General features: G+C 43.4%; 19 protein-coding genes. 11 read left to right on the top strand and 8 right to left on the bottom strand.

Translation table 11 applies throughout. From position 1 onward, the window contains the following. The first annotated feature begins 46 nt into the window (after positions 1-46). Genes VJ09_RS12125 through hisIE form a run of 9 tightly spaced genes read left to right on the top strand, consistent with a single transcriptional unit; the run spans position 47 to position 7168 of the window. Complete coding sequence (locus tag VJ09_RS12125; protein WP_044641980.1) at positions 47-973, top strand: ATP phosphoribosyltransferase regulatory subunit; 927 nt, start codon at positions 47-49, stop codon at positions 971-973. Continuing rightward, positions 970-1650 (top strand): ATP phosphoribosyltransferase, encoded by a 681-nt coding sequence (gene hisG / locus VJ09_RS12120; protein WP_230199150.1) that lies wholly within the window; start codon positions 970-972, stop codon positions 1648-1650. Before VJ09_RS12125 ends, hisG begins: the two co-directional genes overlap by 4 nt. Continuing rightward, a complete protein-coding gene (gene hisD / locus VJ09_RS12115) occupies positions 1601-2875 on the top strand; it encodes a histidinol dehydrogenase (protein ID WP_044641979.1) in 1275 nt (424 codons plus the stop codon). Before hisG ends, hisD begins: the two co-directional genes overlap by 50 nt. Positions 2876-2878: 3 nt before the next feature. Next, on the top strand, positions 2879-3913 hold the full coding sequence (locus VJ09_RS12110; RefSeq protein WP_052807375.1) for a pyridoxal phosphate-dependent aminotransferase: 1035 nt from the start codon (positions 2879-2881) through the stop codon (positions 3911-3913). Beyond that, a complete protein-coding gene (gene hisB, locus VJ09_RS12105) occupies positions 3888-4469 on the top strand; it encodes an imidazoleglycerol-phosphate dehydratase HisB (protein ID WP_044641978.1) in 582 nt (193 codons plus the stop codon). Before VJ09_RS12110 ends, hisB begins: the two co-directional genes overlap by 26 nt. Next, the gene (gene hisH / locus VJ09_RS12100; protein WP_044641977.1) at positions 4466-5083 is read left to right on the top strand and encodes an imidazole glycerol phosphate synthase subunit HisH; all 618 of its coding nucleotides are present in this window, start codon (positions 4466-4468) and stop codon (positions 5081-5083) included. Before hisB ends, hisH begins: the two co-directional genes overlap by 4 nt. Continuing rightward, entirely contained in the window at positions 5052-5765 is a 714-nt protein-coding gene (hisA, locus tag VJ09_RS12095) for a 1-(5-phosphoribosyl)-5-[(5-phosphoribosylamino)methylideneamino]imidazole-4-carboxamide isomerase (RefSeq protein WP_044641976.1), read from the top strand. Before hisH ends, hisA begins: the two co-directional genes overlap by 32 nt. After that, the gene (gene hisF, locus VJ09_RS12090; RefSeq protein WP_044641975.1) at positions 5755-6513 is read left to right on the top strand and encodes an imidazole glycerol phosphate synthase subunit HisF; all 759 of its coding nucleotides are present in this window, start codon (positions 5755-5757) and stop codon (positions 6511-6513) included. Before hisA ends, hisF begins: the two co-directional genes overlap by 11 nt. Next, positions 6440-7168: a bifunctional phosphoribosyl-AMP cyclohydrolase/phosphoribosyl-ATP diphosphatase HisIE gene (gene hisIE / locus VJ09_RS12085; protein ID WP_044641974.1), complete on the top strand. Its 729-nt coding sequence runs from the start codon at positions 6440-6442 to the stop codon at positions 7166-7168. Before hisF ends, hisIE begins: the two co-directional genes overlap by 74 nt. Before the next feature lie 126 nt (positions 7169-7294). On the opposite strand, the gene VJ09_RS12080 is transcribed toward hisIE, so the two are convergent. After that, a complete protein-coding gene (locus tag VJ09_RS12080) occupies positions 7295-8092 on the bottom strand; it encodes a HEAT repeat domain-containing protein (RefSeq protein ID WP_044641973.1) in 798 nt (265 codons plus the stop codon). 423 nt (positions 8093-8515) lie between these two features. Between VJ09_RS12080 and VJ09_RS12075 the strand changes: the two genes are divergently transcribed. Further along, positions 8516-9970, top strand: a complete 1455-nt coding sequence (locus VJ09_RS12075) for a flavin monoamine oxidase family protein (RefSeq protein WP_044641972.1) — start codon at positions 8516-8518, stop codon at positions 9968-9970. On the opposite strand, the gene VJ09_RS12070 is transcribed toward VJ09_RS12075, so the two are convergent. The 5 genes from VJ09_RS12070 to VJ09_RS12050 all read right to left on the bottom strand — a co-directional run bounded on the left by VJ09_RS12070 (position 9967) and on the right by VJ09_RS12050 (position 16714). Beyond that, the gene (locus VJ09_RS12070) at positions 9967-10422 is read right to left on the bottom strand and encodes a PIN domain-containing protein (protein WP_044641971.1); all 456 of its coding nucleotides are present in this window, start codon (positions 10420-10422) and stop codon (positions 9967-9969) included. The two genes, VJ09_RS12075 and VJ09_RS12070, sit on opposite strands and share 4 nt — an antisense overlap. Then, complete coding sequence (locus VJ09_RS12065) at positions 10403-10684, bottom strand: AbrB/MazE/SpoVT family DNA-binding domain-containing protein (protein WP_052807374.1); 282 nt, start codon at positions 10682-10684, stop codon at positions 10403-10405. Before VJ09_RS12065 ends, VJ09_RS12070 begins: the two co-directional genes overlap by 20 nt. Positions 10685-11111: 427 nt before the next feature. After that, positions 11112-12881, bottom strand: a complete 1770-nt coding sequence (locus tag VJ09_RS12060) for an acyl-CoA dehydrogenase family protein (protein WP_044641970.1) — start codon at positions 12879-12881, stop codon at positions 11112-11114. 225 nt (positions 12882-13106) lie between these two features. Next, a complete protein-coding gene (locus VJ09_RS12055; protein ID WP_044642856.1) occupies positions 13107-14288 on the bottom strand; it encodes a thiolase family protein in 1182 nt (393 codons plus the stop codon). Positions 14289-14311: 23 nt separating this feature from the next. Then, the gene (locus tag VJ09_RS12050; RefSeq protein ID WP_044641969.1) at positions 14312-16714 is read right to left on the bottom strand and encodes a 3-hydroxyacyl-CoA dehydrogenase/enoyl-CoA hydratase family protein; all 2403 of its coding nucleotides are present in this window, start codon (positions 16712-16714) and stop codon (positions 14312-14314) included. 327 nt (positions 16715-17041) lie between these two features. Between VJ09_RS12050 and VJ09_RS12045 the strand changes: the two genes are divergently transcribed. Further along, a complete protein-coding gene (locus VJ09_RS12045; RefSeq protein ID WP_044641968.1) occupies positions 17042-17914 on the top strand; it encodes a PIG-L family deacetylase in 873 nt (290 codons plus the stop codon). Between the two features lie 52 nt (positions 17915-17966). On the opposite strand, the gene VJ09_RS12040 is transcribed toward VJ09_RS12045, so the two are convergent. Then, positions 17967-18263 carry a hypothetical protein gene (locus VJ09_RS12040; RefSeq protein WP_044641967.1) on the bottom strand — a complete coding sequence of 99 codons (297 nt, stop codon included), beginning with the start codon at positions 18261-18263 and terminating at the stop codon, positions 17967-17969. A 157-nt stretch (positions 18264-18420) separates the two neighbouring features. Further along, the gene (locus VJ09_RS12035; protein ID WP_044641966.1) at positions 18421-20904 is read right to left on the bottom strand and encodes a type IV secretory system conjugative DNA transfer family protein; all 2484 of its coding nucleotides are present in this window, start codon (positions 20902-20904) and stop codon (positions 18421-18423) included. Between the last annotated feature and the right edge of the window lie 28 nt (positions 20905-20932).

The following is a 20932-nucleotide window of genomic DNA, read 5'->3' as shown; positions in this document are numbered from 1 at the left end:
GAGAGATAATAAAATAAAGCATACAGAGTAGTCAGGAGGATGTCAAATGTCTTGGTCAACAGAGGAGGTTAAAAGCGGCGCAGCTTATGTTCGAAAAATGCGATGGGAATGGGAGTTTCTCGAATTCGCTCTATCCCAAGGTTTTCAACCGATCGAACTCCCAATTTTAGAGCGATATCGTTGGGATCAACTAGTGGCGGAAGGACGAGAGGATCTATCAGTCCGGAAAAAATGGCTCAATGAACAGGGCGAAGTCGAATCATTGCGTTATGACTGGACAGAAGTGGTAGCAAGACAAAGGATTCAAGACAATGGGTTAGCTGATCGGGTGGCATATGTAGGTGATACCTTTTGGAATGATGGGATGAGTCGTCAATTGGGATTAGAGGCTTTTCAAACCCCTTTTCCACTAGCAGAGCAGCAAACATTAGAAGTGATCCTTCCTTATTTGCAAGAAAAAATACAGCAAGCTCCGATGACTGCCGTCATTGGCTATCATCATTTTTATCAATTTTATCTACCTGCTTCTCCACTCATCGAGGAGACCCAGCTCCGTGAAGCAATTCGCTATAAAAATAATGAAGCGATCCAACGTCTAATTAATAATTCAAAGAGACCAGAGGAGTACCAATCCCTTCTCTCACTATTAATGTATCTTCCAAAACGAGAATCAACCGCATTCCCAAAACCTCCTATCTCTACACCTGCATGGCAGCAAGCAGTACAAGAGATACGGGTGTTTGCTTCATTACTAAGAGAATGTGGTGTACAAGAAATCGTATTAGATGTCGGAGCTACGCCTAAACGCTCCTATTATGAAGGAATCACATGTCAGATTTATGTAACCGAAGCACTAGAGCCGATTACAACTGGTGGTAGATATCGTCTCCCTTCTTCCCAAGAGGCAAGTTCGTTTGGCATGGCGATCAATATGCCAGTGTTAGAGCTTTTCGGAAGAAAGGAGCAAAGATGATGTTAACGGTAGCGGTCGCAAAAGGGCGTTTGGAAAAGCAATATATACAATTTTTAGAAGAACGCGGGCAGCAAGCCTGTGCAGAGGCGCTAAAGCAGGCAGGCAGAGAGTTAGTCGTCGAGGCGGAAGAGATACGCTTCTTGTTGGTCAAAGGTTCTGATGTCCCAACCTATGTCGAAAGAGGAATCGCCTCACTGGGAGTGGTTGGAGAAGATACTCTGTTGGAAGCACAAGCTGATGTCTATCATCTCCTCTCATTTCCTTTTGGAATATGTCACTTTGCGATTGCAACGAGAAAAGATCGGGAGTTACACGATCCACTACGAATCATTGCAACCAAATATCCTAATGTAACGAAGCGATATTTTGCTACCTTCCAACAAGAAGTGGAATGTATTCCGCTACAAGGATCAGTAGAACTAGCAGCTGTAATGGGACTTTCTGATGGAATAGTCGACATCGTGGAAACAGGAAGTACATTACGAGCAAATGGACTGGTAGAACGAAAAGTACTCGCACCTCTTCAGGCTCGCTGTATCGTCAACAAGCACGCCTACTTTACACAGAGAGCCGAGATCGAACCACTCATTCAAAAGTGGAGTGACCAAGAGAAGGAGGGTCCATCGAATGAAGATCAAGACGCAAGAGCAATTTTGGCAGAAAAAACGAGAGAATAGTACACTCCAGCCACAAGTGTTAACACAAGTAGCAGAGATCCTGTCCCAAGTTCGAAAGCGTGGAGATGAAGCAATAAAAGAATACACCGAAAAATGGGATGGCCTTCGTTTGGTCGAGATGGAGATCCCCAAAACAGCATGGAAAAAAGCATGGGAAGAGCTCCCATCTGCTCTACAAAAAGCATTAAATCGAGCAAAACAACAAATCACCACTTTTCAAGAGAGTCAAAAACCGAGCAATCAGATGGCTCCCTCTTCAGCTGGCAAGATTTTGGGTGCATGGTATCGCCCACTTAATCGTGTAGGTCTCTATGTTCCTGGTGGCAAGGCAGCTTATCCTTCCACTGTTTTGATGACAGCAATCCCTGCCAAGGTAGCTGGAGTTGAGGAAATTTTTATCACCACTCCTGCAAACAAAGATGGCAACGTTCGTTCTGAAGTGCTAGCAGCAGCGTGGTTGGCTGGGGTAGATCGAGTATTTACCGTAGGAGGAGCCCAAGCGATTGCTGCCCTTGCCTATGGGACGGAATCGATCCCAAAAGTAGATAAAATTGTCGGCCCAGGTAATAGCTATGTTGCGGCGGCGAAGAAACTTGTCTATGGAGATGTTGGTATTGACTCTATCGCAGGACCTAGCGAACTAGCCATCATAGCCGATGGCCAAGCTAATCCGGTTTGGATCGCTGCTGATCTTCTCGCCCAAGCAGAGCACGATGAAGAGGCACAGACTTATTTGATTACTACTTCTCGCACTTTAGCCGAGCAAGTTCAAAAAGAGTTAGTTAGCCAAACGGAGCAATTACCACGCAAAGAGATTATCCAGCAATCACTTCAAAACTATCACGATACTATTTGGGTTTCCAATCTCTCTGAGGGAATCGAGCTAGCCAGTGAGATCGCTCCTGAACATCTTTCCATCCAAACGTTAGAACCTTGGGCCATTGCCGCTCAGATCAGGCACGCAGGTGCTATTTTTGTTGGGGACATGACACCTGAAGCAATGGGTGATTATCTTGCAGGACCAAGTCATGTCTTGCCAACTGGAGGAACAGCCCGTTTTTCTAGTGGATTATCCGTATCTGATTTTTATACTCGCACCTCTATACTCCACTATAGCAAGGCAGAACTTTTAGCAGAGGCATCCGATGTAGAGGAATTGGCAATCGCAGAAGAACTTACAGCTCACGCAGCATCTGTTCGAATCCGAAAAGAAGGGAGCCAATAAGAGATGATTCTTTTAAATAGCAATGAAAGTTACCGCTCGCCCCTCTCGTCAGAGGAGATCGGAACCATCGTTCAGCAAGCAGAGATCAATCGCTATCCTTCTGCACATTTAACGAACTTTCTCGAAGCTTATGCAAACTTCTTTCAGCTTCCTGTGGATAATCTCTTAGCACGCAACGGTTCTGATGAGTGGATTCAACAGATTTGCCTCGTATTAGGGAAAAATGACCAGCCTATTCTAATGTTGGAACCGGACTTTACCATGTATCGAGTCTGCGCAGAGCAAGCTGGACGTAGAGTTGTCAGTGTGCCAGCTGATTCATCCTTTTCTTTTTCATTGGAGAAGATTTTGGAAACCATTCAAACTGCACGCCCTGCCCTTTTCTTTTTATCTAACCCACACAATCCAACTGGTCAGCTCTTTCCAATTGATTGGATCAAACAGTGTGCACAAGCAATGGAACAAGTTGGGGGCTATCTTATTTTGGATGAAGCCTATTACGGATTTGATGCAGAAGAAACGACAGATGCTTCAGTGGATTGGTTAAGTCTAGATCATGTCATCCGACTGCGTACCATGTCCAAAAGCTTTGGTATGGCTGGTTTACGAGTTGGGATTGCGATCGCAACCCAATCGACCAGACAACTACTCCAACAATATGAACTACCTTTTCCAATCAATCATCTTTCGTTAGCCATTGCAACAGAACTTCTCCGTCAAAAGTCGCGAGTTACACTTTTCTGGAAAGAACAATGTGAGATGATGGATCGACTGGAAGCCATTCTTCAAAAGGTAGTAATACGAACTCCAGAACTTAAGATGCTAAATAGTTATGCCAACTATTTTTTCCTCTATGGTGCAGAGGCGCTCCCATTTGCCCAGTACTGTGAACAAAACGGATTTCGTTTAAGGCTTTTTCCAACAGAGAGTTTACGAGAGTGTTGTCGTATCTCCCTAATGACACCTCAACATCTTCTTCTATTTCAAAGCGCAATCGAAAGGTGGCAACCAAATGAGACAAGCTACAGTCGTTCGTGAGACCAAAGAGACCCAGATCTCTTGCACAGTGGAGTTAGATCAAAAATGCAATTCCTCCATCAATACTGGAGTTGGATTCTTTGATCATATGCTAACTTTATTTGCATTTCACGCTTCCCTCGCCCTATCTCTTCAAGCAAAAGGGGATCTGGATGTAGATGATCATCATACAGTCGAAGACGTAGGGATCGTACTTGGGCAAGCAGTACGTCAAGCACTAGGGGACCGAAAAGGGATCGAACGTTATGGAACAGCTTATGTTCCAATGGATGAGACACTAAGTCGAGTCACCCTCGATATTAGCGGACGACCTTATTGTCATTTTGGCGCTTCCTTCTCTCGCGAAAAAGTAGGAACTTTTGATACTGAATTAGTCGAAGAATTTTTCCGAGCTTTTTGTCTGCATAGTGGGATCACCTTGCATATCGATCTCCTGCATGGCTCCAACACGCATCACCAAATCGAGAGTATATTCAAGGCGTTTGGGCGAGCACTCAAAGAAGCGATCCATGTCGTAAGCCAAGAGCTACCATCGACGAAAGGGGTATTGGCATGATCGCAATCGTCGATTATGGGATGGGCAATGTAGGGAATGTGGAACGAGCACTTGTCACTCTTGGATACGAAGCAAAATTAACGGATTGTGTTGAGGAATTACGAGCTGCGGAGGCAATTATTCTCCCTGGAGTTGGTTCCTTTACAGCTGCAATAAAAGAAATTGATCAACGTGGCTTACGGGATGTATTGCAAGAAATAGCTAGACAAAAGCCGTTCATTGGAATCTGCCTTGGTATGCAACTACTTGTAGAGTACGGAGAAGAAGGTGGAGGAACGAGTGGTCTCGGTCTGTTACCTGGTACTGTTCGATTTATTCGTTCGGAACTCCCTTTACCTCACATGGGCTGGAACCAGCTACACCGGGAACAAGGCAATGTTGCAGAAAAGTATGTTTACTTTGTCCACAGCTATATGGTAGATACCTCTTCAGATTGGATTATCGCCACTACAGACTATGGAGAGAAAATACCAGCCATCATCCAACAGAACAACGTGATCGGAATCCAGTTTCATCCAGAAAAAAGCGGAGAAAATGGCCTTCGCATTTTAAAACAAGCACTAGAGGGAGGATTTGTATCAGATGAAAATATGGCCGGCAATCGATCTATATAACGGGGAGTGTGTTCGTCTCTATCAAGGAGACTATGGGCAAAAAAGAGAAATGCCACTCACCCCACAAGAAGCACTCCGTTTTTTTGCCTCTAAACAGGTAGAGCGCATCCATATCGTCGACCTCAACGGTGCCAAAGACAAAAAAGCTACTCAGCTCTCTTTGATCCAAGAACTGATTACGGCAAGTGAAGTACCCATTGAGGTTGGCGGGGGTATTCGTGACGAGGCAACTGTTGCTGCCTATCTTCAAGCAGGAGCAGCAGCCGTGATCTTGGGAACGATCGCAGTAGAAGATCCAAAATTGGTTCAACAACTGGCTCAAAAATATCCTGGAAAGATCTATGTAGGATTGGACGCAAAAGGGGACAAAGTGGCAACCAATGGTTGGTTGGATGCATCAGAGGCGACCATCTGGGATTTGGCGACCGCGATGGATCAGGCAGGGGTAGCAGGTATCATCTACACCGATATCGAACGCGATGGCACCATGCAAGGACCTAATCTAGAGCGAACCGCCTTGCTCTGCTCCCTTGTTTCCTGTGATGTTATCGCCTCAGGTGGTGTTCGGGATCGATCCGATTTCCAAGCACTTCAACCAACTGGCGCTAGAGCCGTCATCGTAGGACGTGCGGCCTATGAAGGAACTATCTGGGATAAGGAGGAGAAAATGAATGTTAACTAAACGAATTATCCCTTGTCTCGATGTAAAAGAGGGGAATGTGGTAAAAGGGATTCAATTCCAAGGACTCCGCCAGATGGGAGACCCCGTTGCGATGGCAAAACGCTATAACGCAGAAGGTGCAGATGAACTAATCTTTCTCGACATTTCCGCTACGGTAGAAGGGCGTTCCACGATGCTCGACGTAGTGGAACGCACTGCCCAAGAGCTTTTTATTCCACTAACAGTTGGCGGAGGTATCTCCGATCTAACACAAATTCAACAACTTCTACGTGCTGGTGCTGATAAGGTAAGTCTCAATAGTGCTGCTGTTCGTCGACCTGAGCTCATCCGAGAAGCAAGTGATCGATTTGGTTCTCAGTGCATCGTAGTCGCTATCGATGCAAAAAAGGACGGAGATCGTTGGGTTCTTTCTACACATGGAGGAAAACGTTTGACGAAAATCGATGCGGTTGAGTGGGCAGAAAAAGCAGTCTCACTTGGTGCTGGAGAACTCCTTGTCACCAGCATGGATCAAGATGGCGAGAAAAACGGATATGATCTGCCGCTCCTACGTGCCATTGGAGAAAAAGTTTCTGTACCGATCATCGCCTCTGGCGGTTGTGGTGCACCAGAACATATCGTCGAAGTTTTCCAAGAAACAAAAGTCTCTGCTGCTTTAGCTGCCTCTATTTTTCATGAGGAAACCTATTGTATTGGGACAGTCAAAGAGGCTTGTATCCAGAAAGGAGTACCGATCCGTGAAACCTGACTTTTCAAAAGGACTCATCCCTACCATTCTGCAACATGCCAAGACCAACGAAGTGCTAATGCTTGGTTACCAAAACCAAGAAGCCTTTGAGAAAATGGCGGAAACAGGTGTAGCTTGGTTTTACTCTCGCTCCAAAGAACGTCTCTGGAAAAAAGGGGAAACCTCAGGCAACATCCAGCAAGTAGTCTCTTGGAGCCTAGATTGTGATCAAGATGCACTATTGGTTCAGGTTCTACCAGCAGGACCTACTTGTCACACAGGAGCCGTCTCTTGTTTTGACACGCCAATAGCATCCATACCAGCTTCAACCGAACAAGAAGAGAGTACAGTCCCCTTTCAGCTAGAGGACCTACAACAACGTGTCCAAGAAAAAAGATTAAGCCAAGACACTTCTTCCTATACAAGCTATCTTTTCCGGGAAGGGATGGATAAGATCTGTAAAAAGTTCGGAGAAGAAGCAGTCGAGGTAATTCTAGCAGCAAAAGGAGAAAATCGTGCCGAAGTAGCTGCTGAAAGTGCTGATCTGCTCTATCACTTAATGGTATTGCTAGAAATCAGTGGTGTAACTTGGTCCAATGTGATCCAAGTATTAGCGGAGCGTCATCAGAAGGAAGGCAATCGGAAAAAAGATCGTCAACCAATCCAACAATGGTAGAGGTCAGAAATAGGCACTCTACCTTTTTTACAGACAGCAGATTGTTCATTAATCCAAATTCTTCCTGTCGGAGCTACTAGAATACTAGCAATTAGTAATGACCTTCCTTCCATCTATGCAGTCAAACTAATTCCCGTAAAACGTTTCTTCCAAATAGGCTATCTTATCTTGTAAATGACACTCTACCGAGTAAGCGTCCTCTATCAGTAGTCTCTGACGAAATCTTTTTAAGATCAATTCTACATCTTGCTTTTCGACTAGTTCTACAAGAGCAGAGGTACAGATGATCCTAGTATGATAGGAAGGCGAATCCAGTAAATCTAATAGAGAAGTATAATACTGCCTCTCTCCCAATTGACAAAGTGCTTCATAGAGGTTCACTTGTACCCAATCACTTTCTTCCGACTGTAAACATTGTTGAAGAAATGTTTTTTGTTCCTGATTACCAATATCCCCTAAAGCTTGAGCTGCATAGCCACGTACTAACCATTCCTCGTCTTGCAGAAGCATCCGTAACGCCCCGATACCAGCTTGCGACTCTCCACGCCCTAGCAATTCACATATCGCTACCCGAACCATCTCATCCGGATCTTGGATATTATCTAATAAAAATGCCTCTACCTCTTCATCCCAATAGTCTTCCAACTTTTCTATAACGATAGAATTTGGTGAGTAGTCTCCTCTTTCTATGGTATGAAAGATATTCATCAAGGCTTTTTTCGCTACCTCAGGAAGAGATAAGACAGGAAGATCTTCGACGAGAGTCCATATCACATGCTCATCTTGTTGTTCTTTAATCAACTGGAAAATCTCTTCTGTACTAGCTAGATCTCTTTTCTGGGCTAGTTCTTTGATTCGTTCGAGCTTTTCTTCCAGTTCAGGATCATCTTCGGAATCTATCATAACCTCTTCAATCTCACTCATCTTGACCAACTCCTCTACAAACTAAAAACAAGATACAGGAATCTCCCGTATCTTGCCGCTGTGATGATGTTATTTTGTGATAACCCCACCACATGAACAAATCGCTTTTCCATCCACAGCATCTACTGGTTGTGGATTTGAACATGTGCATTGTTTCATTTTTACCAACCTCCACTCATTGTAATGTGGAGGAACTAGAAGGATGGAAAACTTTTCCCCCTTCTAGTTCCTCGTGGGATCCATAGAAGGGGGATCCAAAATCTATTATATATGAAAACGTTTTATTTACTAGTCACAAAATAAAGCGTTTACAAAATGTTCTTATATTATTTACACGATCTTATAAGTAGAAGGCTCTTGAGTCGTAGGACAATCAAGTGATTGCATAGATTGAAGCAATCACTTGATTGGAGGTAACTGGATATGAAGCACCAGACGAAACTTTCTGAGCAAGAAATGCTCTCCATCATCGATCAAGGGCTTCCTACAACCAAAAATCCAGAGCATATCCTTATTATTGGTGCAGGGATTGCCGGATTGGTAGCTGGCTCCCTCTTGCTTCAAGCTGGACATCAAGTAACTATCTTAGAAGCATCGAACCGTGTAGGAGGACGAATTCTGACTCTACGAGAGCCCTTTACAGATGAACATTACTTTAACGCTGGTGCTATGCGTATTCCAAGTAAACATTACCTCACACTAGCATACATAGAGAAGTTTGGATTGCCTCTCACTCGATTTATTAATAGTACGCCTCAAGATCGTATCTATGTACGTGGCGTACATACTACTCGTCAAGAATATGAACGAAATCCGGACATATTAGGCTTTCCAGTAGCTCCTCATGAAAGAGGAAAAACAGCAGATCAGCTTTTTGAAGAAGCAACCAAATCAATACCAGAGTTTCGCAAAAACCCAGATGTGCTAAGAGAACTACAGGAGAAATATAGCAAATACTCACTAGATAATTTTCTCCGCTATAATCCAGTCGGTCCATCTCTATCTACTGGAGCGATCGAAATGATCAAAGTAATGCTCGATATCGAAGGTTATCCAGAACTATCATTCCTAGAAACCTTGCAAGACTACCGGATTTTCAAGGAAAATTCTTTTTGGTCCATTCCAGATGGAATGGATCGGCTGCCCAATGCCTTCCTTCCTCTTCTTTGTGATCAAATCTGCTTTTACCAGAAAGTCACAGGTATCACACAGAATTCCCAATCGGCTACTGTACGTGTAGAAAATACCCAAACAGGAGCCCAACAACTAATTTCCGCTGATCGGCTACTTGTGACAATTCCTTATTCCGTACTAAATTTCGTCGATATAACACCTCAACCAGTTCTATCTTCTGAAAAACGAAAAGTGATTCGCGAACTTCATTATCTTCCTGCTCAAAAAATAGGAATCCAATTCCGAAAGCGTTTTTGGGAGGAGCAAGGTCAGTTCGGGGGGCAAGTCATTACCGATCTTCCCATCCGATTTGGCTATTTCCCTAATCCAGAATTACAGCAAGACAAAGAAGGCGGTGTCGTAACAGCTAGCTATACATGGGAAGACGATTCTATTATATGGGATATTTTTTCCATCCCTGAAAAAGTAAACGAAGCTCTCTATGAGCTATCCAAAATTTATGGTAAAGATGTCTATTCTTATTTTGTTACAGGTACAGCGGTAACATGGACTCAAATGCCTTATGCAGGAGGTGCCTCTTCTTTTTTCAAACCAGAACAAGAACTCGAATTTCGAAACTATATTGCTTCTCCAGAAGGTCGAATCTATTTTGCTGGAGAACATACTTCTTCTCTACAAGGGTGGATCCAAGGAGGGATTGAATCTGCAATCCAAGCAGCATGGCAACTTAGTGTCTTAGCTTAATGGAGATATGAGTCATTGAGCACGTATTGACGTAAATAATCTTGGGTACGCAGAACATTCATCTGCTCACGAATACGTGTCGTATGAAAGTGTTTATCTTGCGTCACGAGGACATCACAATCAGCTAACCAGCACGAAACGAGGATATGCACATCGTCTGGATCACGAATGAGAGGAATCTGTTCCGCTAACAAAAGAACTTTTTCTCGAACAGGAGTAGAGACGATCTCGCAATCTAAAAAATCGAGGAACTCTCTTGCAAGTAGTGCCTGTTCGGGAAACTTATGATCTATCACTTGAAAAAACTCTTGGAGTACGGAGGTCGAAAGAACCAATTGATTGGTAGTACCAACATGCTGAAAAAAATCAATACTGGCTTGGTTTCCCATGATCGCGTCGATAAAAACGTTGGTATCTGCAAAGACACGAAGCTTATTCTCGTGTTTTAACATAGTCACGTTCCTTTCGGATCCGGTTTAGTTCCTCCAGCAAATCCTCTTCGGTATAGCCTTTCTTCTCCGCTTCTTCCTTCATAATCTGAAAAAAATCTACGATCGCTGTATGTAGCTCTAACTTTTGAACCCTTACTTCTCCAGTCTTCATCACGTTCCACTGAAGTTGATCTCCCTCTTGTAGTTGGAGAGCTTTCCGCACCTCTCGGGGAATAACAACCTGGAACTTACTACTAATCTTGCTAATCATATAATTCATCATTCCCATTACTCCTTTACCGTATACAAATCTTACCGTCTTACTGACTTACCCTTCCCAGTATGTCCATGTGGACAAACTTTAGTACAAGAAAAAGCGTTCAGAAGGGATCCCTCTGAACGCTAACTGGATGATACTTTTCATTTTTTAGACTAACAAAAATATTGATCAGCAAAATTTTCACAACGAGGATCGAAGCATGATTTTCTCCTTCCATGCGATTTGTACCTTACGAAGAGACAAAAAAGACCGCTCCGCCAGCCCATTTCAGGCGAAGCTCATACCCAAGACAAGGGGCACAAGAAACTCAGCTAACGCCTCAAACAGTTGAGCCTCGTTTTCCTTCCATAGTCTGGGTCCGCTGAGTAGCGGTACAAAAGCATTTCAGGCTAAAAATCAACTCCTAATATTTAGTTAATCAATAAACCTGTTAAACTACATACTTTTCCGCCTCTAACACACGTTTCGCAATCCCTCTTTTGAGTTTCACTTCGTTGATCGGTTGCACACGAGTCAATTTCTTTAGCACCGATAATTGAGTACGTAGCATATCTCCCTCTTCAATAGAACATAGTGCATGACGGGCAAAAGCATCTACTTTTTGGAATGAATGGTAGATAAACGCAGTTGTTAGATCGATCTTGCTTTGCTCTTTTACTTCTCCATTATGCGCAATCGCTTTGAGAGAGCGAAGCAATGCACTCTCCATCGCAAAAGTTTCAATGGCAATATCTGCTAGATCACGTAAAATTTCTTGCTGTGAATCCAATTTCGTTCCAAATGATTCTACTGCTACTCCAGCTACCATAAGGAAAATTTTCTTTGCATTTTCAACTAGCTTCTTCTCTGCCTCTAATGCTCCTTCTTCCTCTTCTAAGCTAGGCATATACAGAAGTAGCTCTTCTTGGAGTTTCATCGCAGCTGGAATAAGAGGAAGTTCCCCTTTTTGTGCTTTTCCCATCAACGTACCTGGGATGAGCAAACGATTAATCTCATTCGTTCCCTCAAAAATTCGGTTAATCCGAGAGTCACGATACAGATTTTCGATCTCATATTCGCTCATAAAACCATATCCACCATGAATTTGAACACCTTCATCGGTAACAAAATCCAATACCTCTGAGCTAAATACTTTGGCAATAGAACACTCTACCGCAAGGTTATGAATTGCTGCTGCGACGACTGCCCCCTCTGCGTTCTCTACTCCATCAAGTCCGTCTTCAAAAAGCCCTGCAATTCGGTAGACCATGCTCTCAGCTGCATACGTTTTGATCGCCATATCCGCTAGTTTTTCTCGGATCAGACCAAACTTGGCGATTGGTGTTTTGAATTGCTTTCGTTGATTGGCATATTGAGCGGAGAGTTCAATTGCACGCTTGGCAGAACCCATCGTTCCGACTGCTAATTTATATCGACCAATATTTAGAATGTTGAAGGCGATTTTATGTCCTTTACCCACTTCGCCAAGCAGATTTTCTACTGGTACTTTGGCATCTTCTAAAATCAAAGTTCTCGTAGAAGAACCTTTGATTCCCATCTTTTTCTCTTCTGGACCAGTAGAAACACCATCATAGTCTCTCTCTACAATAAAAGCAGAGAAATGTTGACCATCTACTTTGGCATAGACAACAAAGACATCGGCAAATCCGGAGTTGGTGATCCACTGTTTTTCTCCATTTAAGAGATAATACTTGCCATCATCAGTAAGCTTGGCAGTCGTTTTCGCACCAAGTGCATCCGATCCAGAGCTAGGCTCGGTCAATGCGTATGCCGCAAACTTGCGTCCTGTCGCTAAGTCTGGTAAATATTTTTTCTTTTGCTCCTCCGTTCCAAAGAATACGATTGGCAGTGTCCCGATTCCCACATGTGCACCATGTGAAAGGGCAAAAGAACGAGCAAGGGTGATCTTTTCGGTAATAAGACTAGAACTTACTTTGTCTAAACCTAGTCCTTCATATTTCTCTGGTACATCCGCACCAAGTAATCCAAGATTTCCTGCTTCTTTGAGCAGACGAACGGTGTGCTCAAACTTATGCTCTTCAATCTCATCCAGTACTGGCCAGACTTGATCTTTCACAAAGTCTTCTGTCATCTTTCCGATCATCTTCTGTTCTTCATTAAAATCCTCCGGAGTAAAAACATCCTGTGGAGCAGTCTCGGAAATTAAATACGAACCACCTAATGTAGCTTGTTTCGTCATGATGGAAATGACTCCTCTCTCTATCTTTTTCTATGTTTTGAAAAAGAGTGGGGACTTAACTCATTGCTCCCATCGTCCCCTATCTCTAGTTGGATCGATACCATGCTTTCGTGATACATAGCAGAAACTAGCTGGCAACTATCCTTGGAAAATTGAAGATAATGGAGTAAATCTTGATCTGAAGTAGGGATGTTGCTATAAAACGGAATGTTGCTGAAGTGATTTCTAAGAGACACGCTCGATTAGACCCGCTGCTCCCATTCCCCCACCGATACACATCGTAATCAGGGCAAAGCGTTTTTGTTGGCGCTCTAATTCATGTAAAGCGGTAACCGTCAATTTGGCACCAGAGCAGCCTAGTGGATGCCCTAAGGCGATCGCACCGCCATTGAGATTTACAATATCTAGATTGATTCCGAGCTCCTTAACTACTGCCAATGCTTGGGCGGCAAACGCTTCATTCAGCTCCACTACGTCAATCTGATCCAACGTAACACCTGTCTTGGCAAGAAGTTTAGGGACAGCCACAATTGGACCTACTCCCATTACATCGGGATCTACCCCACCCAATTGGAATCCACGGAAGATCGCAAGCGGCTTTACTCCTAGCTCCTCTGCCCGTTTGCGGGACATCACTAGTACTGCTGCTGCACCATCACTTGTCTGTGAGGAATTTCCAGCAGTAACCGTTCCTCCTACACGGAAGACAGGACGGAGTTTGGCAAGTACCTCGAGGCTCGTATCAGGGCGAACCCCTTCATCTTGTTGGAAAAGATACTCTTTACGCTGTTTTTTCCCTTTTTCATCTAAATAGGAGTAGGAGACAGGCACAGGTACGATTTCTTTCTCAAATTTCCCAGATTGAATCGCTGCAAATGCGTTTTGATGGCTGCGAAGGGCAAATCGATCCTGCTCTTCCCGTGTAATCCCATATCGCTTCGAGACTTCCTCTGCGGTGTGTCCCATTGACATATAGGTTTCAGGAAGCGTTTCCATCAAATAGGGGTTAAAAGCAGGTTTGTTCCCTCCCATTGGAACCATGCTCATGCTTTCAATTCCACCTGCAATCACCACATCTGCAAAACCACTCATAATTTTCTCTGCAGCAAGTGCAATCGTCTGCAAACCCGAGGAACAAAATCTATTCACTGTCATCCCAGGAACAGTAGTAGGTAATCCAGCACGAAGGGCCACGATCCGTCCTAAGTTCATTCCTTGTTCTGCCTCTGGAAAGGCACAACCCATGATGACATCTTCTACCTCTTGGACATCTACTTGTGGAACCTTCTCCAATACATCTCGCACTACGATCGCACCAAGATCATCTGGTCTTGTGTAACGCAAGCTCCCCTTCTTTGCTTTGCCGACCGCTGTACGTGTAGCAGCCACGATCACAGCTTCTTGTATCATGTTTTCTCCCTCCTTCTCTCCTAGTTACGTAATGGTTTTCCTTTGGCCAACATGTATTGCATCCGTTGTTGGGTTTTTGGCTCCCCAATCAAACTAAGGAAGGCCTCTCTCTCTAAATCTAGTAAGTATTGCTCATCTACCAATGTACCTTCTGGTAGATCGCCACCAGACAGGACATATGCTAGTTTGGTCGCAATCTTGTAGTCGTGTTCGGAGATATATCCAGATTGGAGGAAGTCATATGCTGCGAAACGTAATACGTTGAACCCTGTCTCTCCCATTACTGGAATCTTGCGAGCACCTGGGCTCTGATATCCTAACTCCGCCATCTGAATTGCTACTTTTTTCGCATCGTAAATCAAGAAGTTTGGATTGGCAGTAATCCCATCTTCAGCACGTAAGAAGCCCAGCTCTCTTGCTTGAACACCTGAAGTAGAGACAGTTGCCTGAGCAATGGTTTGGAATGCTTGGTTGACTAGTGGTTGTAAGCTAAAACCATCCGTCGAACCTTTCTTTTCGGTGATTCGACGCAACATCTCCTTCGTTCCACCACCACCTGGAATCAGTCCTACTCCTACCTCTACTAGACCCATATATGTCTCACTAGATGCTTGAATCCGATCAGCTGGTAGACAGACCTCCACTCCGCCACCCAGAGCAAGTTGGAAAGGTGCCGCTACTACTGGGACATTCACGGTACGAAGTGCCCCCATCGTTTGTTGGAACTGTCGTACCATAAAGTCTAATTCCGGCCAGTTATGATCTTGCGCTTCCATCAGCATCAGCATTAGGTTGGCACCAACACAGAAATTAGGAGCTTGGTTCCCGATTACCAACCCACGATAGTTGGTTTCTACCTCTTTCATTGCGTATTGCATCATCTGAATCACATCTGCTCCAATAGCTTGTTTGAGCGAATGAAACTCTAGTGCTGCAATTCCATCCCCTAAGTCAATGAGACTAGCCCCTTTGTTTCCCTTGATCAGCTTGCCTTGTTCTTTGAGGCGAGATAGTGATATTTTTTCTTTTGGCTCCTCTACATTGGACCATTTGCCCGTAATCCCAAATTGTTTTACAATCCCATCGCCTAACTGGTAGAAAGTCTCGTTCCCACCAGCCAGCATTTCTTCGACCCAAGCTGGGATCGTTTCTCCTTCTGATTTCATCTTGGCAACCGAGTTTGTTACTCCAATTGCATCCCATGTTTCAAAAGGTCCTAGCTCCCAGTTAAAGCCCCACTTCATCGCTTCATCAACACTTTGAATGCTATCGGCAATTTCTTCTAACTTTTTGGCTGAATAGAGAAGCACTTTCTTTGTAATAGTCCAAGCCAATTTCCCTGCTTTGTCTTCCGCATACACGAGAGCTTTTAGCTGATCTGGTAGCGTTTTCGCTCTTTTCGATAAATCGAGTGACGGAGCCTTTAACTTCCTTTGCTCTCGATATTCCATCGTTTCTGGATCTAGAGCCAAGATCGTCGAGCCTTTCGAACCTTTTTGTTTTAAATAAAATCCTTGCCCACTCTTCGCTCCCAACCAACCTTTCGAAACCATCTCTGACAGTAACTTAGGTACGGCAAACGTTTCACGATCTTCTTCATCTTGCGCCTGATCAGCTACATTTTTTGTCACATGTATATAAGTATCAAGACCGACTAGATCGAGTGTGCGAAAAGTTGCACTTTTAGGTCTTCCCATTGCTCTGCCCGTTACTGTATCTACCTCATCCGGTCCCAATCCCAGCTCTTCCATCGCTTGCAAAGTCACTTGTAATCCATATGTTCCGATACGGTTCGCTATAAAATTCGGCGTATCCTTGGCTAAAACGACACCCTTGCCCAGCCTCTTCTCCGCAAACGCTTTCATAAAGGAAACGAGTTCTGGATTACTCCACTTTGTCGGAATCACTTCTAATAAATGTAGGTAGCGTGGTGGATTAAAGAAATGTGTACCAAAGAAATGTTGACGAAACTCCTCGGAGCGATCTTTTACCATCTCATGTAGCGAAATACCTGAGGTATTCGAAGTAACCAAGATTCCTGGTTTCCAATGTTTTTCGATATTCGCAAAAAGAGCCTGTTTGATTGCCAGATTCTCGACTACTACCTCAATTACCCAATCCACTTCTGATAGCTTAGACAAATCATCCTCTAGATTGCCGACCTCAATCAGGTTTAGTACTTCTGGAGTATATAGTGGTGCTGGTTTCTCTTTTAGAAGTCTCTTGGCACCAATAGAGGCGATCCTATTTCGTACTGTCTGGTCTTGTAATGTAAGTCCTGCTTTTTTCTCTTGTTCGGTCAGTTCCCTTGGTACAATATCCAATAAAAGTGTTGGAATCCCTACGTTAGCTAGATGACCAGCAATTGTTGCCCCCATCACTCCAGAGCCTAACACTGCTGCTCTTCGGATCTGTTTCAACAACAGCCCCTCCTTCTTCATGAATGAACAGTCATTCATTTTGTAGGTGTAAAAAAACACCTTGCTTCAGGCGTTCACCAAACATTTCCCTATTACAGAAAATTAATTGTTAAATAACTCTTTCCAATACTATTATTTCGCTTCTTCTACACCACGTCAAGAGTTATTCATAAAACTCCTATCTCCTTAATTCCTCTATAAGAAATCATCATGAATCGGAGATTTTTCTAATTCGTATCTGAATCTTTTCCAAACAAATAACAATAGATCTGTTCAAACTTTCCATGCTCATTACAATAGAGAGATAAGTAGTAGAAAGGACGAACGGAAATGAAGTCAAATTGGCTCATTGGCTTAGTCGCTCTCACTTGTTTATTTAGCGGGTCCTATTTGGTTTGGAAATCTATTGATAATATAAACAAAGTACAAGCAGAAAGTAAATCTGTCCCAGTCAAAGGTCCTACTCTGGAAGAGTTACAACGCAAACAGCCTGGCGATGGGGTGGAACCACTCAAGATTGATCCAAGTAAATTTCAACATCGGGAAATTTCTATTTACTATGTACCCCATCCAGATGACGAAATCCTGACCTTTGGAGTTCCGATTCGCAACGATATCCAAAGTGGTAGAGTGGTATTCCTGATCTTGCTTTCCCACGGCGAATCGACTGGGGCAATTGATAAGGTGAGTCGGCTAGCAAAGAAAAAACTGACTCCCAAACAGATCGGAGAGGCACGTGTCCTTGAATTCCGAGATGCAGCGAGATCCCTAGGAGTAGAGGAACCTTTTTATCATATTTATAATATGCCTGGTGGCAAATACCAACATGATGTAATTCAGAATATCGCACTCTATTTTGAACATAATTTCCCTAGTGTGATTCACAATACCATGAGTGAAGAAGATGTTCTCTCCGATCATCATATTCCAGCCAAGGTAATTGGCGCTTTGCAAAAAGAAGGGAAGGTAAAACAGTTCCAAACCTATTCTTCCGTCTATATGGATCGGATTTCCAAGAAAAAACGAGATGGTTACAAGGTATATCTCATCTCGCCCCATGATAAAGAATCACTAGATCAAGCTATTCATGCTTATAAAATATGGAATCCCACAACTGGTCGCTATGCGATAGGCAACCATAGTGTCTCTGATCAATTCCGCGCATTGCAACAAGACTACTATGCCAGACGTAGTCCTAACTAAAAACAAGGCAGTCCTTCTTTTATATAAGAAGAACTGCCCTGTTTTATATAACTCATTTCTTGGTAACAAATGCTAAGATAAAGCCCCCCACTACCAAGATTAATAACATCATTTGTGGGTCCCTCTCACTAAGCCACTGCATGATTTGGTCCCCTACACTTTGGACACCGGTTTCGATTTGTTCTTGATTAAATTTCGATGAGATATGATTGCCATCCGTTCCTGAATTAGCCCACCATGCATATGCCATTAAACTAGCCATAAGAATGAGAGTGACTCCTAAAATTATGAGGAGTATCTTCTTTACATCAAACTTTCGTAAATCATCCTTTTTAATTGGTTTTGCCATTTTCTCTCACCTTCCTTTCCTAAATAGAATGGAAGCTTAAAACTCTCTTTTTTAGAGCTACACCCACTCTACAATGATCACATTGATTTAATTGCTTTGATTCCCAAATCAATATTTTCTCTGTTATTCGACTTTTGTGTAGAGTAATTATCCTCGTCTATTCTGCCTTTTTTGATTTGCTAGACATGCCGTATAACAAGTCGATGAACTCATCCATCTCATCAGAGGTGGATGCTTTTGTCTTTGGCACTTCTGCTTTGCGCTCTGTAAAAGTTTCAGTTTGGGTAGGCTTGATCCTAGTTACGATCTCTTCTGTAGAGACCGTATGATCTGATGTAGCAGCACTATCCGTTTTTTCCTGTTTGGTCTTCTGTAAAAAGGCCTGATATTTAGCTAGTCTTTCTCTTGCCTGATTTTCTCGTTCCGTTCTAGTTGCCGCTTCTTTGGCCTCCCCATAGGCTACCGTCGCTTTGCGTAGTTCTTCTGCACGGTCAGCATATGGTCCTGGATCCAGCTGATTTGGTTTTACATAGAAGACTCTGGTACGGTCCTCCCCCATTGGCATTTGCATATAGCAGTTTCCAGGCTCTACTGAATTGTAGTCTTCTGGTTTTAAAGCAAAGCTGTTGAGATTGGCACAAGCTATCTTAGCATCGGTTGGGCTACCTGCTTGGAATGAGGCAAAGGTACCAAAGTTTCGGAAGAAGGAGTCCATTACTTCCGGCTTAATTAAATTAGAAAGACCTTCTACAGCAAAGACAAATGGGATTCGCTGACGAGTCGCTTCACCAGCATAGAGCTCCATCTTGTCATAGTGATTTTGTAGTAGCATCGCTGCGTCATCAACAAGAAGAGGATGATAAGGTAATTCTTCCGTAGGTCTTCCACCTCGAGAATGCATCGCCACTTGCGTGAACCCAAATACAACGCTTGCTAAGAATTGTTTCTCGTTTGGAAAGAGACCCGATAGGTCAAATACTTGAATCCAGCCTTCTTCAATCGATTGAAACCAGCTAGGCGCACAAGCATGCGAATTTAACATTGGTCCAATCTGCGAGACGTTTAGATTGCGTAATTTTGCCATCGCAGTACCTTTCAAGAAATCCTGACGAACATCGTCCATTTCGTCATAACGGCGGAAGTACTCGATTAGTCCAGCTTGATCTTCATTATTGGGGTCGAGTAGCTGCATTACATGGTGTCGGAATCCATCATTCTCCAACAACTTTTGTACATTTCCCGTTGATGCCATATTGAGATTACTCAAAGCAATCCCCGCATTCAAGAGATTCTCCTCCACCATCGGTTGCCAGAAAGATTTGTCAAACTTCTTAATTGCACCCTGAGCTGTTCGGGTTTTCTTATTGTCACTGATCGGAGAGTCATTCTGATAAATATTAAATGGTACATTCCCTTTACGAAACTCATAGACACGGAAGCGGTCTTGTTCTTCTGGTGGAATGCGGGTCAAAATCTCTCTCGTCAACGTGCCATTTGGATCAATTACTGTCAGCCCATACTTATTTTCCTTGGTACGAAGACGTAAGAACTGCTCCATATAGTTCACAAGGAACATCGTTTTCCCCATACCAGGTCCGCCCAGCACCAACGTATTTTTCTGTGCATCCGATAGACTTTGATAGATATCATGTTTCCAAAAATGGAATAAGTTCTGCCCAAGATAAAGCGTTTTACTTGGGTCAGCTGCTTTCCACTCTTGACGTGCCTCGATGTTAGACAGTGGCATTTGATGACGTAATCGGATAAAACGGGATGAACCAGCAGAGGTAGGATTTCGTGCTACACTAGCTAATTCATTTGTTGCCATAATCAACGCATTTTGTTTACGTCGCATTGGGAAGATACGATTTTTTGCTTCATATCGAAACAGCGGCTTCATGATTTTCCACCAACGACGTCGGTCAAAACCATTGAATTTATTACTATTGAATACCGAGAATGCCTTGACGAACTGATCCATTTGGCTATCTGCTTTTTTCTGAGAATCTGCAAAATAAATCAATTTAATCGCTATTTCGGCTTTCGGCTTTTGATACTTTTGCATCACCGCTTTAACATACTCTCCATTTGCATTATTTTGCCCCTTTTGGAGCTTAGAGAGCACACGTCGAAAATCTTTATCTACCTTCTCGTCATAGACTGGTTTAATCAACATCTGCACTACTGCTCGTTCTCCAGGATCCACATATGTCATGAACTGAAGCAAGTTGGTCATGGAGTCTACGCTATTCCCACTGAAGATCTCAATCGGTACACAGAAATCTTGGAAGAATTGAAGTTTCGCTCCGGAGTGCGGACGCCCAAAATCTAAAGCCGGCGGGTTCTCTTGGAGTATATTGACAAACCCCATATCATTGGACCAAGCCTCATGAAAACGTTCCCCAGTACTATAATCCGGAGTCCAATAATAGAACTTGGTCTCATCCCAAGTCCCATGTACTTCCCACCCCATCCAAGGCTGTGTGATAATCCGTTGGTACCACTTTTTGCGCAGGATTTCCAATCCATTTTTCCAAGAGTTCTCTGTCGCTTTATAGTTTGGCTGTAAACCAGTACCTACTTGAACCTGCCACCAACAAGGCTCTTTTGGTATTAAAAACGGAAATAAGTGATATCGCATTGAACATCCCTTTCTCTCTATTTAATAG

Source organism: Risungbinella massiliensis (assembly GCF_000942395.1).
Lineage (GTDB): Bacteria > Bacillota > Bacilli > Thermoactinomycetales > Thermoactinomycetaceae > Risungbinella > Risungbinella massiliensis.
Note: the sequence above shows the minus strand (reverse complement) of the source record. Positions and strands in the feature narration are given on the sequence as shown.

What these genes read in the sequence shown, in the direction of transcription:
- VJ09_RS12125 (WP_044641980.1), top strand. Translation starts at nt 47, where the DNA reads ATGTCTTGGTCAACAGAGGAGGTTAAAAGCGGCGCAGCTTATGTTCGA.
- hisG (WP_230199150.1), top strand. Translation starts at nt 970, where the DNA reads ATGATGTTAACGGTAGCGGTCGCAAAAGGGCGTTTGGAAAAGCAATAT.
- hisD (WP_044641979.1), top strand. Translation starts at nt 1,601, where the DNA reads ATGAAGATCAAGACGCAAGAGCAATTTTGGCAGAAAAAACGAGAGAAT.
- VJ09_RS12110 (WP_052807375.1), top strand. Translation starts at nt 2,879, where the DNA reads ATGATTCTTTTAAATAGCAATGAAAGTTACCGCTCGCCCCTCTCGTCA.
- hisB (WP_044641978.1), top strand. Translation starts at nt 3,888, where the DNA reads ATGAGACAAGCTACAGTCGTTCGTGAGACCAAAGAGACCCAGATCTCT.
- hisH (WP_044641977.1), top strand. Translation starts at nt 4,466, where the DNA reads ATGATCGCAATCGTCGATTATGGGATGGGCAATGTAGGGAATGTGGAA.
- hisA (WP_044641976.1), top strand. Translation starts at nt 5,052, where the DNA reads ATGAAAATATGGCCGGCAATCGATCTATATAACGGGGAGTGTGTTCGT.
- hisF (WP_044641975.1), top strand. Translation starts at nt 5,755, where the DNA reads ATGTTAACTAAACGAATTATCCCTTGTCTCGATGTAAAAGAGGGGAAT.
- hisIE (WP_044641974.1), top strand. Translation starts at nt 6,440, where the DNA reads ATGAGGAAACCTATTGTATTGGGACAGTCAAAGAGGCTTGTATCCAGA.
- VJ09_RS12080 (WP_044641973.1), bottom strand. Translation starts at nt 8,092, where the DNA reads ATGAGTGAGATTGAAGAGGTTATGATAGATTCCGAAGATGATCCTGAA.
- VJ09_RS12075 (WP_044641972.1), top strand. Translation starts at nt 8,516, where the DNA reads ATGAAGCACCAGACGAAACTTTCTGAGCAAGAAATGCTCTCCATCATC.
- VJ09_RS12070 (WP_044641971.1), bottom strand. Translation starts at nt 10,422, where the DNA reads ATGTTAAAACACGAGAATAAGCTTCGTGTCTTTGCAGATACCAACGTT.
- VJ09_RS12065 (WP_052807374.1), bottom strand. Translation starts at nt 10,684, where the DNA reads ATGATGAATTATATGATTAGCAAGATTAGTAGTAAGTTCCAGGTTGTT.
- VJ09_RS12060 (WP_044641970.1), bottom strand. Translation starts at nt 12,881, where the DNA reads ATGACGAAACAAGCTACATTAGGTGGTTCGTATTTAATTTCCGAGACT.
- VJ09_RS12045 (WP_044641968.1), top strand. Translation starts at nt 17,042, where the DNA reads ATGAAGTCAAATTGGCTCATTGGCTTAGTCGCTCTCACTTGTTTATTT.
- VJ09_RS12040 (WP_044641967.1), bottom strand. Translation starts at nt 18,263, where the DNA reads ATGGCAAAACCAATTAAAAAGGATGATTTACGAAAGTTTGATGTAAAG.
- VJ09_RS12035 (WP_044641966.1), bottom strand. Translation starts at nt 20,904, where the DNA reads ATGCGATATCACTTATTTCCGTTTTTAATACCAAAAGAGCCTTGTTGG.